Origin of the sequence: Leptolyngbya sp. CCY15150 (genome assembly GCF_016888135.1) — a bacterium.
Classification (GTDB): Bacteria; Cyanobacteriota; Cyanobacteriia; order RECH01; family RECH01; genus RECH01.
Genome location: NZ_JACSWB010000202.1, coordinates 1 through 15,062, shown reverse-complemented (window position 1 = coordinate 15,062; position 15,062 = coordinate 1). Strand labels below are relative to the sequence as shown.

20 protein-coding genes and 1 pseudogene are annotated in these 15,062 nt (G+C 50.8%); 3 read left to right on the top strand and 18 right to left on the bottom strand.

Going from position 1 to position 15,062, the window contains the following annotated elements; genetic code table 11:
* Positions 1 to 36: 36 nt before the first annotated feature.
* From JUJ53_RS14125 to JUJ53_RS14110, 4 genes are all read right to left on the bottom strand, one after another.
* On the bottom strand, positions 37 to 633 hold the full coding sequence (locus JUJ53_RS14125) for a fatty acid desaturase (RefSeq protein ID WP_204152671.1): 597 nt from the start codon (positions 631 to 633) through the stop codon (positions 37 to 39).
* Positions 623 to 832 carry a hypothetical protein gene (locus tag JUJ53_RS14120; RefSeq protein ID WP_204152670.1) on the bottom strand — a complete coding sequence of 70 codons (210 nt, stop codon included), beginning with the start codon at positions 830 to 832 and terminating at the stop codon, positions 623 to 625. Before JUJ53_RS14120 ends, JUJ53_RS14125 begins: the two co-directional genes overlap by 11 nt.
* 206 nt (positions 833 to 1,038) lie before the next feature.
* Positions 1,039 to 3,348: an NACHT domain-containing NTPase gene (locus JUJ53_RS14115; protein ID WP_204152669.1), complete on the bottom strand. Its 2,310-nt coding sequence runs from the start codon at positions 3,346 to 3,348 to the stop codon at positions 1,039 to 1,041.
* 131 nt (positions 3,349 to 3,479) lie between these two features.
* Positions 3,480 to 3,731: a hypothetical protein gene (locus tag JUJ53_RS14110; RefSeq protein ID WP_204152668.1), complete on the bottom strand. Its 252-nt coding sequence runs from the start codon at positions 3,729 to 3,731 to the stop codon at positions 3,480 to 3,482.
* A gap of 370 nt (positions 3,732 to 4,101) precedes the next feature.
* Here JUJ53_RS14110 and JUJ53_RS14105 point away from each other — a divergent pair, with 370 nt between their 5' ends.
* Positions 4,102 to 4,644 carry a Uma2 family endonuclease gene (locus JUJ53_RS14105; protein WP_204152667.1) on the top strand — a complete coding sequence of 181 codons (543 nt, stop codon included), beginning with the start codon at positions 4,102 to 4,104 and terminating at the stop codon, positions 4,642 to 4,644.
* Positions 4,645 to 4,750: 106 nt separating this feature from the next.
* On the opposite strand, the gene JUJ53_RS14100 is transcribed toward JUJ53_RS14105, so the two are convergent.
* The 13 genes from JUJ53_RS14100 to JUJ53_RS14040 form a co-directional block, all read right to left on the bottom strand.
* Positions 4,751 to 5,548 carry a type II CAAX endopeptidase family protein gene (locus JUJ53_RS14100; RefSeq protein WP_239125063.1) on the bottom strand — a complete coding sequence of 266 codons (798 nt, stop codon included), beginning with the start codon at positions 5,546 to 5,548 and terminating at the stop codon, positions 4,751 to 4,753.
* 64 nt (positions 5,549 to 5,612) lie between these two features.
* Positions 5,613 to 6,404 (bottom strand): type II CAAX endopeptidase family protein, encoded by a 792-nt coding sequence (locus tag JUJ53_RS14095; RefSeq protein ID WP_204152665.1) that lies wholly within the window; start codon positions 6,402 to 6,404, stop codon positions 5,613 to 5,615.
* On the bottom strand, positions 6,401 to 7,069 hold the full coding sequence (locus JUJ53_RS14090) for a PspC domain-containing protein (RefSeq protein WP_343327959.1): 669 nt from the start codon (positions 7,067 to 7,069) through the stop codon (positions 6,401 to 6,403). Before JUJ53_RS14090 ends, JUJ53_RS14095 begins: the two co-directional genes overlap by 4 nt.
* 127 nt (positions 7,070 to 7,196) lie before the next feature.
* Positions 7,197 to 7,955, bottom strand: coding sequence for a DUF6544 family protein (locus tag JUJ53_RS14085; protein WP_239125061.1), 759 nt, complete (start codon positions 7,953 to 7,955; stop codon positions 7,197 to 7,199).
* A 14-nt stretch (positions 7,956 to 7,969) separates the two neighbouring features.
* On the bottom strand, positions 7,970 to 8,461 hold the full coding sequence (locus JUJ53_RS14080; RefSeq protein ID WP_204152664.1) for a hypothetical protein: 492 nt from the start codon (positions 8,459 to 8,461) through the stop codon (positions 7,970 to 7,972).
* A 645-nt stretch (positions 8,462 to 9,106) separates the two neighbouring features.
* Complete coding sequence (locus JUJ53_RS14075; RefSeq protein ID WP_239125060.1) at positions 9,107 to 9,520, bottom strand: carboxymuconolactone decarboxylase family protein; 414 nt, start codon at positions 9,518 to 9,520, stop codon at positions 9,107 to 9,109.
* Positions 9,521 to 9,810: 290 nt separating this feature from the next.
* Complete coding sequence (locus JUJ53_RS14070; protein WP_204152663.1) at positions 9,811 to 10,341, bottom strand: rhodanese-like domain-containing protein; 531 nt, start codon at positions 10,339 to 10,341, stop codon at positions 9,811 to 9,813.
* Positions 10,331 to 11,026: a class I SAM-dependent methyltransferase gene (locus JUJ53_RS14065; RefSeq protein WP_239125059.1), complete on the bottom strand. Its 696-nt coding sequence runs from the start codon at positions 11,024 to 11,026 to the stop codon at positions 10,331 to 10,333. Before JUJ53_RS14065 ends, JUJ53_RS14070 begins: the two co-directional genes overlap by 11 nt.
* A 53-nt stretch (positions 11,027 to 11,079) precedes the next feature.
* Positions 11,080 to 11,433, bottom strand: coding sequence for a rhodanese-like domain-containing protein (locus JUJ53_RS14060; RefSeq protein ID WP_239125058.1), 354 nt, complete (start codon positions 11,431 to 11,433; stop codon positions 11,080 to 11,082).
* Positions 11,434 to 11,565: 132 nt separating this feature from the next.
* Complete coding sequence (locus JUJ53_RS14055) at positions 11,566 to 11,967, bottom strand: NifB/NifX family molybdenum-iron cluster-binding protein (RefSeq protein WP_204152661.1); 402 nt, start codon at positions 11,965 to 11,967, stop codon at positions 11,566 to 11,568.
* 106 nt (positions 11,968 to 12,073) lie between these two features.
* Entirely contained in the window at positions 12,074 to 12,610 is a 537-nt protein-coding gene (locus JUJ53_RS14050; RefSeq protein ID WP_204152660.1) for a cytochrome b6-f complex iron-sulfur subunit, read from the bottom strand.
* A 15-nt stretch (positions 12,611 to 12,625) separates the two neighbouring features.
* Positions 12,626 to 12,826 (bottom strand): hypothetical protein, encoded by a 201-nt coding sequence (locus tag JUJ53_RS14045; protein ID WP_204152659.1) that lies wholly within the window; start codon positions 12,824 to 12,826, stop codon positions 12,626 to 12,628.
* Between the two features lie 30 nt (positions 12,827 to 12,856).
* Positions 12,857 to 13,069 carry a DUF2892 domain-containing protein gene (locus tag JUJ53_RS14040; protein WP_204152658.1) on the bottom strand — a complete coding sequence of 71 codons (213 nt, stop codon included), beginning with the start codon at positions 13,067 to 13,069 and terminating at the stop codon, positions 12,857 to 12,859.
* 200 nt (positions 13,070 to 13,269) lie between these two features.
* Between JUJ53_RS14040 and JUJ53_RS14035 the strand changes: the two genes are divergently transcribed.
* On the top strand, positions 13,270 to 13,437 hold the full coding sequence (locus tag JUJ53_RS14035; RefSeq protein WP_204152676.1) for a hypothetical protein: 168 nt from the start codon (positions 13,270 to 13,272) through the stop codon (positions 13,435 to 13,437).
* Positions 13,438 to 13,463: 26 nt separating this feature from the next.
* Here the strand turns inward: JUJ53_RS14035 and JUJ53_RS14030 are convergent.
* Positions 13,464 to 13,652: pseudogene (locus JUJ53_RS14030) on the bottom strand (IS1 family transposase); the annotation flags it as partial.
* 41 nt (positions 13,653 to 13,693) lie between these two features.
* On the opposite strand from JUJ53_RS14030, the gene JUJ53_RS14025 reads away from it, so the two are divergent.
* Positions 13,694 to 14,872 carry a cysteine desulfurase family protein gene (locus JUJ53_RS14025; protein ID WP_204152657.1) on the top strand — a complete coding sequence of 393 codons (1,179 nt, stop codon included), beginning with the start codon at positions 13,694 to 13,696 and terminating at the stop codon, positions 14,870 to 14,872.
* Positions 14,873 to 15,062 lie beyond the last annotated feature (190 nt).

Sequence of the window (15,062 nt, the reverse complement as noted above, 5' to 3'; positions counted from 1 at the left end):
CATCTTGATTGCCTCACCCTGTTCTCGCCTCTGTGCCTAGCCTAGCCAATTGTCTCCTCTTTCTCCAGCTAGTTTTGCCGCCCTAGAAAAAAACAACTGCATGGAGCTGAGCACGATTGGCAAAAACCAGAACAGGAATAGGTTGGCCATAGCAATGTGAAACCCAACGCTCGCGACTAGAGCTATAGCAATGATTTTGAACAGCATGACAGTCCTCTCTTTGCCATTCATATAGCCGTTCATAAATCTCCAATACCAAGGGAAAAAGCTGCGATGCGTGCCATCGTGGAAGTCGGGGTCTTTGGCTTGACCAGGATATCGGTGGTGCTTCCGGTGGTTGCGAGCAAGTTTCTCATAAGACAAGAGAGCATAGAGCGTGACGGCTAGCCGCCCAATGTCATGATTCAGGCGGCGATCGCTTGGCATGACCACTCCATGAATGGCATCGTGGGCCAAAATAAATAAACCAGTTTGAATATAGGTGCGTCCTAAAATGGCCGGAAAAACCCATAGAACGTTGTACTGACCTAGGTCAATCACTAAGAGCAACCCTAAACTAAACATCCAAAGCAACACAATCACCGAGGCAATTAAAACTCCTGTTAAGGGAGCTGGGGTTGGGTCATACCGCATATGAATCGGTCTCGCTAAGCACTATCGTCGTCTCTCCGCCAACTCTGCCAAAGTCTGGCTCTGGCCCCAGCGACATTTCAACAATATAGACCCAGGCTTCAGCTTCATAGTTGAAGCTTTTAACAGAACCTTCGCCACCCAAAAAACTGACGTGTTGGGCACGGTAAAAGCTGGGCAATTCGATCGATCCCTTATCCATGAGACAGCCTATATCAGTACAAACCCACGATAATAGATGGGTGTTTGATTACTGGATTAAATTAGTTGACCCAATTGGCCCGCTGTAAGATTCAGTAGGCTTCGGGTTTGTTCAGGAACAGCGATCGCTGCTTCAACTACTGAGGCAGTCAAGCATGTTAATCGGTTGGGGTGCAACCTGAGTCTTGCCGCAACACAGCAATGGTCTCAATTACCCTGCCACTCCCGCTCCTCCAACTCCTTCTGCGGCAGCAGCAGCGTCGCTTCAATTTCTTGGCGAATGCTTTCGGTCACTTCGCAGTTGCTGTTGAGGCAATCTACCAACAGTTGGTTGGCGTCGTAGTAGCGCTTGAGCACCTGATCTTGCTCGGGGCTAAACTGCCAGGGGTGGTGAATATTGCGGTATTCGGTGACCGAGCCTTTGATCTGTTCAACCCAGGCTGGGTAGTTTTCCTGCCACCAGGTTTGCAGCCGTTCCTGGCTTTGGTGTGAGGCAGGCAACTGCTCCTTGAGCTGCTGAATCGACTTGTAAAACCCAGCATCGAGCACCATGACCAAAATATTGCTAAGCGCCTCACTACAGGCGTGCACGTAGGCAAAATCTTGGCTGTGGTCAACGGCAAATTCCACCAGCAGTTTTTCCAGGGCAGCATCTAGAAAAATACCCTGATCGAGGGTACTGGCTAGGGCAAACTGGTCGGCGGTGTGGGGGCTTTGGGCCAGGGCCAGGTAAAAGGCGCGGGTGGTTGCCAGCTTGGGCTCGGGAGGAATCGTCTGGGACTTTTGACTGGCCCACATCAAGAAATCTTGCAGGTGAGGATCTTGGGCCACTAGGGCATCGATCTCCTGCTTCATCAGTTGCACCAAAGAGTCGGCGCTGCGCAGCATGGCCGCAGTCAGCAAAAATACCTCATGCCAGTGGGGATCGGTAATGTGGCTGACCAGGCCGCCTAGGGCCTGCTCCAGCGCTCGCAGGTTGTGGGTGGCGACGATTTTGCGCGCCGTCAGATATTCCTGAAACGCTAGATACGAGAAGGAAAAAATGCCCCGCGCCCGCTCAATCAGCAGCCCGTGCTGGGCCTCGATCGCCTTCAACATAGCTTCGCTTTCAAGCTGGAGTTCTTCGATTTCTTGGGTAGCACCGGGCAAATTTTGCAGGTAGTCTTCAATGTACTGCTCGATGGTGCGTTGCTCAAAAAAGTACTGTCCCTGTTCAAAGGTGACAGCGGCCAACTGGCTCAGCAGTTTCATCTTTTGGGGCAGCAAAAAGCCTCGATAGGCGTCGTCTCGCTCTACACCCTTGGTCTCATCCCACTTGCCCAGCAGCAGGTCGAGGCCCTGTTTATAAAACGCCGTGCGTTTGGTGGGGAACTTCCCTTCCCCCTGAAACACCCAGCAGGCCAGGTGCAAAAACAGGGGCGTCACCACCAGTTGGCGAAACTGCCAGTTTTCGGGCAAATCCAATTTCTCGACAAACTCCGCTGCCTTTTCCTGTCCCTGGGAGGTGGCAGTTCGGCCCAAGGCCACAAACCACTTTTGAACAAAGGTGGTAATCTGCGCTTCGCTAAAGGAGGCAATCTCTACATCGGTAAAGCCGTGCAGGGTCAGCTTTTTGGCCGCCGTGCGACACGATGCCACGTACCGATTGCGGTGGTATTTGCCTGAAAAGGTGCGAATTTCTCGAATCACGGCGTTGATGTCCTGATTCAGCACCTCATCCATGCCGTCCATGAGCATCAAGACCCGCCCCTCGGTGAGCAGGGTTTCGAGCTGGGCGGGATCGTTGAGCCGAAGGGCTTGGTGAATGTAGTTGAACAGGCTAAAGTCGCCCCGGCGTTTGGATGTTTCGGCAAACTCCCGCAGGGCGATAAAGATGGGTGCGTGATCGGCGGCAAACTCGCCCTGGTTGCACTGCACGGCTAGGTGCTGTAAAAAGGTGGTTTTGCCAATTCCTGGCTTGCCCAGCACCCGCAGCTTGCCGTAGGTTTCTACCGCTTCCACGCCAGGGATCTGAGGCTGATCAATGATCCCCAGCCCCATCCGGTTAAAGTTGGCAGGGTCTAGATTGTTGAGGGCATCAATCTCAAGACACTGCTGGTTGGCAACGGCTTCGAGAATATTGACATCGACATAGATGTCGTCAATGTTGACGGGGTGCCTGATGTCGAGCAGTTGCAAAACACCACACTGGTGCTGAATGGTGTCGTAATTCTGCGATCGCACCTCCGTCACTAGGTCATCCACTGTCGGCAGCTGCGGGTCTAGTATGTCTTCCGGATCTAAAAAGTCGGCGGGCGGGTCGGCGGCAATCTCGCGCCAGTTGAGGTCTAAAACCTGGCAAACATCCATAAACACCTGCCGATCCACCGGCTGCCCGGTAAAAAATCGCCAGATCGGCTGCCGGGTTTTGAGATTCACCTCTGCAGCCAAATTGTCTTGAGTCCACCCTTTGAGCGCAAATGCGCGTTTGGACTGCTGAATACCAGCAGGTGAAGCCTTGAGCGATCGCTTAGCCATAGGTAAAAAAGTATTAATCTGGTATTTTAAAACGGTGAATTTAAAACGGTGAGCTAAAACAACACAAAGAACTAATCTTTTGCCGCTGTTTCAATTCACGCCTTGCAATAAAACATGCAAATGCTAGCATCTCAAATAGTGAATTTAAACAGCACAAAGAAATAATCTTGTGTATGAATCTTATCGTAACGATTTGATTCTTCGTAACGATAAGATTCTTCAGGGCTTGAAAACCTCCCGCAGGTTGCCCCACTTGCCCACTGCGCAGCGATCGCCCCTCCATCATCACCGCCTTCCCATCCTGGATCAATACAAAACACCTCGCAAACCCGCTGATCCAACGACTGCACCAACACGATCGCTCCGGGATAGTGCTCTTTCACCTTCAGATACTGCTAAATGCTTCTAAATACTGCCAAATGCTGCCAAATGTTCTCCCACATCAACGGGCGATCGCGCTCAGTTTTACCCTAGGGCACCGCGCTTGACCTTGAACCTTAGTCACTTCCGCACCCTTGCCATGATTGGGATGAGTTACACTGTGGGTCAGATGTCGCCTAGAAAAACTTATCCCCCTTGCTCCTATGGATCCTATGACCCTCACCGCCTTTATCACTCCTTTTTTGCCATTTTTACTAAAATTAGATAACAAAACCGCCGAAACCGCTGACCGGGGGCACGTTGTTCGGTAATGTGACTGGATCGATAACGCTGTAGTCGCTAGCGATCGCCCACACCCCCTAGGAGGACACCATGACCCTTACCGTTGAAGATCTCCAACGCTTCCAGCACCAACACCCCGACTACCGCCTCGAACTCGTCGATGGAACCATCATTGTCATGAGTCCGTCTGGTTTTGAATCCGATGAAATCGCCGCCGCCATCATCGCCCAACTCTGGGCCTGGGTTAGACCTCGCAAGCTAGGGCGCGTCACCGCCTCCAGTGCAGGCTTCAAGCTCCCCAACGCCGATGTTCGCGCTCCCGATGCCTCCTTCGTCAAAGCTGAACGGCTGAAACGCACCACCGAAGACTATGCCAATCTCGTTCCTGATCTGATCTTTGAGGTGTGCTCTAAGATCGATGACCTCGACCAGCTCCGCGCCAAAATCCGGCAGTTCCTTGACCTAGGCACCACCGTTGGCGCACTGGTGGACTATCGCACCCAAACCATTGAGGTTTACCACGCTCAAGGCGAACCCGTGATTTTGCAAAATGGCGATCGCTTCACTGTCCCCGAACTCTTGCCGGGCTGGGACATGGAGGTCTCCAGCATCTGGGCACCGGAATTCGAGTGAACCTAAGGGACGATATCCACGGCGAGCAGCACTCTCTGACGGGGAGCCCAGAATATTGTTTGGGCAACGTATGTGTCCTGATTAACCTAACGAACGAGCTATAGAGTCATAAGGAAGCATCACATTCTGTAATGCTAGGGCTGAGCGATCGCAGCGGCCGATGGGGTTTCCCGTCGCACAGTAAACCGAGGGCGATCACCACCAGTAAACCCACTGCCAGCCCATAGGGTCGCAGATTACTTCCATCTGGCAGCACCATAACCGGTATGACCCACCCCCAAGCGTTGACGGCAGTGTGCAGCACGAGGGCAGGCAGCACACTTCCTCTAGTTTGATTAAGTAGCCATGCAAACAGCACCGATAGCGCCATCGTACTCACCATATATAGCCCAACGGGAATGTAGCGTTGCACCGTGTCGGCCATATAAAACAGTGGCAAGTGCCACGCGCCCCACACCGTGCCCAAGACAAGGCTAGCCACGCGCCAGCCATAGCGCTCTTGTAAAACAGGCAATGCATAGCCCCGCCAGCCAAATTCCTCGCCCAGCGGGCCGCCAAGCAGCAGCACCAACCCAAAATTCACTACGGCTAACAGCACATGCCCGGATGCGGGGGACGGGGCGATCGTGCCGCCCAAGGCGATGTGCATAGCAGCGGCCAGCCCCATGACCGCCAGAGGCAAGAAAAACGAGAGCGCCAGCCAACCCCAACCAACCCGCCATTGCAGCGATCGCTTGAGCCAACGATGCAGCCCGTTCTGGCCATCGGCATACCTCACCACCGCGATCGCCGCGATACCGGGGCCAAAACTCCCCGCAATCAGCAACACCATACCTAAGATGGGCAACTGAGGTCTGATCACCGAAGACAGCAGCCAGCAGAACCACGACCAAGCAAATGCCAAGGCAAAGAATGCCAAAAGGCGCGGATTAAATCCTGATTTACCATGATGTGTCATTGACCCATTGTTAGTCCACATAAACCCGTTTTTGGTGCGATAGATTTCCTTTGCCAAACACTGCAATCAGGATGATAGCCACCGCACCATTCAGAAGGGCATAGGCAATAGGAGACACTCCAGGTATAAATGCTCCCCATATGTTCAGCGCGCCATGAAAAATTGCTACAAGTAAGATGCTGCCTTTAGTACTGTTGTAAATCCAGGTATAGATAAAAGCATTGGTTACGATGATCAAGAGCCAAATGAAAGGGTATTCAGACATCGGGTTTCCGACCAAAAAGAGAGTCGGAAAATGCCAGAATCCCCACAATACGCCCACAATCAGAGTAGCCATTAAGGCATTATGTCGCTTCTGCAATCGTGGTAATGCAAAGCCGCGCCACCCAATTTCTTCACAGGTATGGGCAAAGAAATTTACCATGGCACCGAAAATAATATAGGGAGATAGAACGACTTGCGGCACTGCAATAGTTACGGGCATACCCAGTAATTTCGTGATGGCTTGCGCTGCAATGAGGAGAACCACAGGCCCCAGAATCGCTATGATGTACCAGACTAAACCAACCCGCCATCGGATTAGTCCCTTGAGCAAATTTTGTACCCCTTTCTTGCCATACGCCACCTGTGACACAATGACAGCCGCAAGTGCAGGGCCAATGGCATACAAGATGGAAAGAACTAGGAAGTAAGGGCGGTAAAATGGGGCAATACCTCGCGAGGCTAAGACCACTGATATCATGCCAATCCATGAGATCCCAAAAGCCAAGATATAGAACCAAGAAACGGGGTATTTTCTCATTTTCCACTATCTCCTTTGACGTAGACTTGTTGTTGTAATCGCGGCTCGATTGGAAATGCCAGCCAACACCACAAGTAGAGAAAAATAAATCCAGGGATGACGATCGCTAACACAACCGTGACAATCCGGATCCCTGAAAGGGACTGATGCCAACGCTGAGCAAGAGCTGAACAGACGCCTGCAATTACTTTATGGCGGCGACTCCGATAAAAAGCCGCTGGAGATTGCCCTGAAGTGCTGCCTGTAGATCGCGATCGCCGATACTGTAAAATTCCAGAAATCAGCAGCCCGATCGCGCCGAAAATCGCTGATGGAATAGCAACAACTGCTAGCCAGTGCGCCATCGCCAGCCCAGAGATAACATCTCCTAGCCAAACTGGGGAAGGACAGCTAAATCGGACAGCCTCTGCCGAGCAACCGAAGCGTTTAGCCAAACCGAGTGCGCTCCAAGTCAGGAGAAACGGAGAAATTCCATAGGCGACGCAAAGGCTCAACAAAAACAAGTGCCAACGGATCGAAAGCCGTCGAAAAAATGCGACTGTAGCGATCGCAGGGCCAACTAGTAAAAAAATGTAAATTAAAGGTAAGTAAAGCATAAGTCTTCCTGGATCAATTCCTTGATAGGGAATTATTTGAAATTGAATAACTTCAACCACCCAAATCACAGTAGACAAATACTCCACTGACTAGACAGATCAATGAATCAAGCGGATGTAGCAAAGAGAAGCTAAACCAGTGATGCAAGAGGGGCGCATACAGCACATCACCAGTATTCTCTGTTACCTGACCCATCTACCGGTAAATGGCATGATCGATCGTGACTCGGAAAAACTCACCCTCTGTCTCAAACTGCTCAGTGCCAAAATACCACCCAACCCGCAGACGGGTGGGAATCGTGTAGCCGCAAAATGTGCTTTCTTCTTCTATGATCGCCCCGAAATCCACATAGCGGTGTTCTGCACCGTCTGGATTGCCCCAGCGCGGCAGTTTCGCAGTTTTGAGTTGCCCTGCCTGGTCAATGGTCAAGTCGAGTTCTGCCTGTTCACCCTGAGCCATAAAACTGGCATGGAGGTGCGATACCTCTGGGCTACTCCAGGTCACATCACCCAGACAAAACGCCGATGGCAATAGCATTAACTCGATGTGGAAGCGACCCGCCGCCGATCGGGTAATATCAGCACCGGTTCCAGTCATCACCGGGAATAGCCCCAACAGTTTCCATTGCATCGCCCCAACGCCATCAATGATCCGATCGGAACCCACGATCGGCAAACGGTTCATCCAGGCAGTAGCACTCCAAATAAATCCCCGCTCCCAGCAGACGACTTGCTCTGCGGTAAAGGGGATCCAGTTCTTGAGTTTGATTTCGCCATGCATTTTTAGGCGCACGGCTGCTGCGATCGCAGTTCCAGGGGCGATCGCATGGTCAAGATACTGTAAGGCAGTATCTGGTAAATGGGCAACCTCATGTGGGTTGAATAAGCTATCCTGAGGTATGACTGACTTCCATAAGGCATTGAGGGAAAGCTGTTGAGGTCTCATAGGTTTCATCTATTGCCCCTCTCTTAATTGCTTCTAGCAGTTAATTGGGCAGGCTGTTTTAATAGACTGATGATAGAAACTAGGGTTATTAAACTAGGGGCCGCTAGCCATAGCCAGAAACCCAACAAGAATTGGTTCAGGGCCAGTTCAGAAACACCACCGCTATCCGCAGGTAAGTTGAACCAAAATGCTGACAATGTTCCTCCAAAACCAATAAGAACGGCAGCTATTCCAGCTATGGTAGAAAACCGATAACGTTGCAGCATAAACATGATGCAACATAACCAATAAATGGGATTGGCAAACCAACCAATTGCTGGAATTTGCAAAAAGAGTACTCCAATAATGCCGAAGAAAGTCAGCTCGAACCCCCTCATGGCATAAACGGCATTGGGGTCAGAGGGACTTGCACCAACTGAGTCTATGGGAACTACATTAAATAAAAGGCAAGGTAACGCCAGTGCCAGTCCATATAGGAAGAGCGATAAGCCTAAAAGTATAATCTTGTATTTCACCAGATACACTCCTAGCCGTATTAATGGGTATTTTCCGAATGCGTTTTCTTAAGAATTAGGTAAAAACCAACATCATTCCCAAAAAACATGACGGGATCAAGGGAGACAAACTCCCATCCTTCCGTGGAGAAATGATTAAGATGGTGCTCAATTTTTCTGGCTTTTTGTCTGGTCGTCAGACATAGCCAGTCGCTGATGACTTTATATTGTGTTGTCATGTTCTATTTGTTCACCTCCTGGATCATTGCACTAAGCTTCTTAGTCTTTGGCAAGCATCTCGAAAGCCGATAATGTCTACGATTATTTCAAAGGCGTGTTTGATTTATCGTATAAATTGATTAACTACGATACAAACCATGAGATTTGGGTTTAACATCTACACCCGCTTGACACTGGTCGGCGTTGCTGAATAGCAGTATGATTCCGCAAAATTTTGCATGGAGTTTCAGGGCTCCTAGCTAAAGGTTCATGCCCTGATTCAGTAACACCCACTGGTCAAGCAACAGGGTTAGAAGGCACGCAGAGTTTGCAGTTTAGTGATGGTTTCGTCAATGTGCTCTCCTTTCTGAGTAGGTCTTTAGCCGCCTGCTCAGAATTCCAGCGCCATCAGGCGGCTAAAGACCTACTGATGCTGGGGGCTTAGCATTAGCCCAATTCGCTCGGAGAATTAAACTCTTCTAGTGCTTCCATCACATGGGTTGCATACATCAACGCAGGTCCACCTCCCATCATAATCGCAACTCCCAAGGCATCTAAGATTTCTTCCTGGGAAGCCCCAGCTTTAAGTGCAGCTTGAGTATGAAAGGCGATACATTCATCACAGTGGGTTGCTACGCCAATGGCGATCGCAATAATCTCTTTGATTTTGCTTTCCAGGGCCCCCGGCTCTGAACTACTGTGACTCAAAGCATAAAATGCCTTCATGACCTCCGGTTGCGCCTTAGCAAGCTGGCTTGTCTGCCGTTTTACCCGTCGCATTTTTAGTGCATAGGACGATGATTCAGAATGAGATTGTGCCATAGTTAAGACCTGTTCAACTTGATGTATGAGTTCTGGCAAGGCTTTGCCACTCTTATATAAACCTTGACGAAACCTTTATGTGGACTAAAGATTGGGCTAGGGTTGATATTAGGTGCTGCCAAGGTAATTGTGCTTGGAGGTGGGAGACAATAGGCTGACTATCATACTGCTCCACCTAGCTCTGGAGCCGATGCGTCGGCGAGAATCTGGCTAGAGGCATCGGCTACGATCAGCGTTTTTCCGAGAAAATTGCTGAGGGTAAGAGGGAGATTTTGATCTATCTCGATTGTATCCTGAAAGCCAAGCAGACGAAGATATAGATGTTCGTCTCAATTGACACGAATCCGATTAAAGGCGATCGCCTCCCCCGCCGTCTTCCAACCCGCAAAACTGGGCGGAAAGCCCTGCACATTGTCATAGCCCAGCAGATGTAGGGTCACCACACCCATGGCCGAGCGATAGCCCGATGAGCAGTAGAGTACCACCGGGCGATCGCGTTCGATCTGGTCAAGGTGCTGGGCTAGAGTGCGCAGCGGGATGTTAATCGCCTCAGGGATATGGCCCGCTCTGTATTCCGCCGGTTCACGCACATCCACTACCTGTGCTTGGGCGTTAGATTGCAGGCGTTTAAGTTCTGCTACATCGTCCACTTTGTAGAAGCCAGCGGGAATGATTGTCAGGGTGCGATCGACTGCGGTTCTGAGGTCAAGGGATGCTTCAGGCAGAGTTTGCACCCTATCCTGAACGCTTGATTCAGCTACTGATAACGGTGCTGCCATGGCCGGCCCCACCCCCAGCCACAGAGAAACCCCCAGGACGAGAGCCAGCATTGCGGCTCGCATTGACTGATTAAATACCATGGATATCTCCTGAAATAGGTTGTCTAGATGTTCTCTGGCTCTGCATTAGTTCAGTCTTAGGATCGACAGATGATCGGGTCGCTACCCCAGCAATATGAGGGCTAACCACTGGAATGGATAGTCGGAAGGTTTGATAGTCTACTGTTGCAAACCCTGCCTTTTCCAGATTTATCCAGGTTTCTCGATTGGGATGGCAGTGATCAAACACCGTCTTCCAAATCGGCGTAATGCCATCCTGAACAGTGCGAGTACAGGTGCCATCGGTCGCGGCAACATGCTCCATAAAAACAAACTTGCCGCCGGGTTTCAACACTCGTTGAATATCCTTTAGGGTCGTGTCAATATCAGTCACAGAACACAGCACATAGGTGCTCACTACAGCATCAAGGGTGCCATCTTCGACCGGCAATTGCTCAGCCTGTTGACCATACAGTTCGATGTCTTTCAGTCCGTGACGTTCAGCCCCTTGACGAAGGTAGGGATGGGTAAACAGGTTTGGTTCCACCCCAATCCAGTGAATGTCTGGGGAGAAATAGGCTAGGTTTGTCCCAGCTCCGGGGCCAATTTCTAACACCCTCCCCTGTAAACGGCCCAATAGCGATCGTTTCAGGTCTGCCATGGTGGCGTAGTTGGAGCTATCTTGCAGATGAATCGTCTGCTCATCTGCCTCCGTAGCCTTGGCCATCCCCCAGGCTAAAAATCGTCTATACCCATTGTGCCAACATGCACTGTTCGTTTCTACAAACTTAATCGCCGCCATTCCACCATACCGCCAGTAATGTTGTAAACCGTGGTGAACCCTGCTTTAAGCAGTTGTCTCGCTGCAATTGGGCTACGGTGAGCAGTCAAACAGATCACCGCAATGGGCTGATCGGGGGGAAGTTCTCGAAACCACTGCGGTAAAAACCAGCGCGATACCCCCAAGCCAAGCAGGAGGCGGGGCAAACTGAGGTTTCGGGCTCCTGGGGCGTGGCCAGTGAAGTACTCCAGCCCACTGCGCACATCAATGAGCAAAGTACCATTGGGCGCTTGAGCTAGATCTGCAGGAGATAGATCCACCACAGTTGGTGTTGATTGAGAGGATTGAATCATTGGATACCAGAGAATTGGGACGTGGTTCAAGCGGGCGATCGCCCCCTCAAAAAGCCACTTAACGACTACTAAAAGCGAGAGGTAAGTTAGCGCAAACCCCACCCCTAATGGATTGAAGGGGCAGGGCTAGCTTTATGTCGGGCTGTGGTCGTGAGCCCCGTGATGGTGCTCGTGGTCGTCCCCATGTTCAAGTTGGTGATGCTCTTCTGGCGTCATCACGGCTAGAGTGCCAGATAAGTAGGCCATGACAGCAGCATCCAGGTCAGTTTCAGCGGTAATCAGCGGCTGAATGTTCTTAGACTCCAGACGACGAGCTAATCCCCGCCCCATACCACCGCTAATCATCACTTGAACGGTATCCAGGGGATGAGGATTTTTTGGGGAACTCTCATGAAAGCTTTGGTCTTTGGTGATTTGGAGCAGTTGTTTGTCCTGGATGGTGGTACCCTCCACATCGTAGATCCAGAATTTTTGACAGCGCCCGAGGTGACCCGTCACACTAGTTTTATTTTGGCTAGATACGGCAATTTTCATCAGCTTTTCGATAGATTTAGACAGTTTTTCAGAATAGATTGTGAGGCAGAGTGCTAAAGCAGGTAAGTGATAGGAATATTGCACTTACCCATCGATACATTTACCTTTAAACCCACCAAGGCTGCTGGCCAGTACGGGGGTCGGTTGTCGTCCAGGGTGAGATCAAAATACTGTTATCACTGACATTGACCTGCACAATCTTGAGCGGCAGAGGTGCTGGCCCTCGCACCACCGAGCCATCGGGGGCATAGAGCGAACCATGACAGGGGCATTGAAACTGCTGGTCTAGGGGGTTCCAAGGAAAGGTGCAGCCCAAGTGGGTGCAATTATCGACAATGCCAATGCCGTCTAGGGTGTTGTCTTCAGTGACAATTAGATACGTTGGTTCTCCAGCCAAACCTGCTACCAGGGCGCGCGTTCCCGGTGGTTCTGCCAGGATCTGAGTGGCAGGAATTAGATTGCCTAGCGCATCCCTAGCCAGAATTGCTCCCCCCGGCCCTGTTTTCTCAGATGGGGGCATGAAGAAGTTACCAGCGACATATAGGGCAGACCCAGTAGTGGCGGCAACGGTGGCTCCTGTTAAAAAGTTGAGCAACTGCCGCCGCGACAGGGAGGGCACTTCAATCGGAAGATTTGTATCCATAGGAAACCTTGTGTCTTAGATAGCGTACTTGTAGGGTGTGGCACTGGGCTGAGCGACAGAGAGGCGATCGCTCACCCGTTGGACGATCTGACTGGCCGCGATCGCCATCTCCCCAGCCCTTAGGCTTTTGATCGGCTTTTGTTTCAAGGCCTCGGTGACCTGGGCGATCGCCTCATCACAAGAGGCATCCACAACATTGCTGATGGGGTCAGTCATCGTAATTTTCAAGTCATTCCAGAGGTATGTCTAAAGTTGTTTGTGAATCTGGCTAGTGCGCAGACCCAATAGGCTATAGAGCCCACAAAAACCAACTAGCCCGGTGGCTAGCAACACACCGCCTGCCACAACCAGACCAATGCCTAGGGCAGAGCCGCTGTAAAAGAATAGCCCTAGATAGAAGAACACTGATGCCAATAGGAGGCGAATTCCGCGATCAAGAGTGCCAACATTCATTTTCATAGCAGTAATCTCCATGAGTAGACAAGTTGCAAGCACCTAAACAAAACCCTGAAAGCTTTGTGTAACAAAAGATTTATGAGGTGTTGCGCTTCCTTGCGGTCTTTTGTATAACTATATAGTAACATATTAATATGTAAAGCTACTGAGCTTGTTGTCCATGGTGCTAAACTCAAAAAAGCTGGATATCTTTCAATAGAACCTTGTGCTATAAGTTTGGAAAGTATGTTGAGGTGCCCGGAGACCTGCGTGAGCAAGCGGCCCAGGAAGCGGCAGAACGTCCCCGTGAAATGCAGGAGTTATCTGAAGATGAGGACGGCAAGCTAACCACGGAACATGATTGGCGTCACAAAGGTTCTGGCTTGATTTAGCCTGGGTCAGATCAGTTGGTAGTGCGTCAAATTAATGTGGGATAGGTAGCAATGTCATGCCAATTCCACGATCGTGTCGTTAATCCTGCTCGTTGAGCCGCAGTGGTTTTGAAACGACTATGTTTCCAAATCCAGTTGAAGTAACTGACCACTAATCGAGTCGTCACTTTGGTTTGTTCCCACACCTTGCCAAACTTATACTGTCGTCGATGCCATGAGAAACCCTACTAGGACTTGCTAACTTATAATTTGAGACATGAACGAGCGAGCAAGTACTCTTCCTAAGTTCATCTATCTGGACTATCACGCGACTACTCCTACAGATCTACGAGTCGCTAGCTTAATGCTGCATTACATGACTGAGGAATTTGGAAATGCCAGCAGCATTGACCATGGGGTAGGCGATCGCGCCGAAGCCGCCATCAAACAAGCCACCCGCCATGTTGCCCACCTAGTTGGAGCTACCCCCCGAGATATCATCTTCACCTCAGGTGCCACCGAAAGCATCAACCTCGCAATTCAAGGCACTGTTCGGCATCTAGAACGATCTGGCACTAAGCCTCGTTTAGCCATTTCTGCCGTTGAGCACAAAGCCGTTCTCGACACCTGCGAAGCTCTCCATAAACAGGGGCGCATAGAACTCATTACTATCCCCGTTGATAACCAAGCCCGTCTTGACCTTGGTCAGCTAGAGCAAGTCTGCACCAGCGGTGTTCACCTGCTCTGTATCATGGCCGCCAACAATGAAGTTGGCACCATTTACCCCATTGAAAAAATCGCTGCGATCGCCCAAAGCTACCAAATCCCCTTCCTCTGCGACGCATCCCAAGCCGTGGGCAAAGTTCCCATCCACTTCAACGACTGGGGCATCACCATGTTAGCCTTGTCAGCCCATAAGCTCTACGGCCCTCAAGGAGTTGGGGCACTCATCGTTCGCCGAGACCAGCGGCTAGAGCCATTACTCTACGGCGGCGGGCAGCAGAAAGGTTTACGCCCTGGAACCCTTAATCTACCGGGTATCGTTGGACTGGGCGAAGCCTGTCGGCTCAGGGACGAGGAGATGGCAGAAGACGAGAGGATGATTGGAAAGAAGCGCGATCGCCTCCAAACACTCCTGACCGAAAACATTCCAGGGCTCATTGTCAATGGTGATCAAGACAACCGCCTCGCTGGGAACCTTCACGTCTCTATTCCAGGCGTTCCTAATAGTGCTGTCATCGCCAGATTGCGGAATAAACTAGCTATTTCGACAGGCTCAGCCTGCTCCTCCGGAGTTGAGTCAGCCTCTCACGTTCTTACAGCCATGGCTCTAAGTGAAGAGGTTGTAGAGGGGGCTCTCCGAATAGGGCTTGGGAAATATTCTACCGATAATGAAATTGAATCTGCATCTAAGCTGGTAGCCGACTTTGTGAAGCAAATTCGTAGTCTGCTCTAAAAGGGGCGCTCTGCCAATTTACGGGGCGCAGCAAGATGGGAATGACACGGGCTCGCCGGATTGGTGCCGCTCCCGCGCTGGATTTCGAGGGGGTATCGCTCTTCAATGACTCTAGGCAGAAGAAAACTCTCGTAGCGTCGTAGCAGGCACTCCTCGAAATTGATTCATAAGCCGTATGAGCATCTGAAAC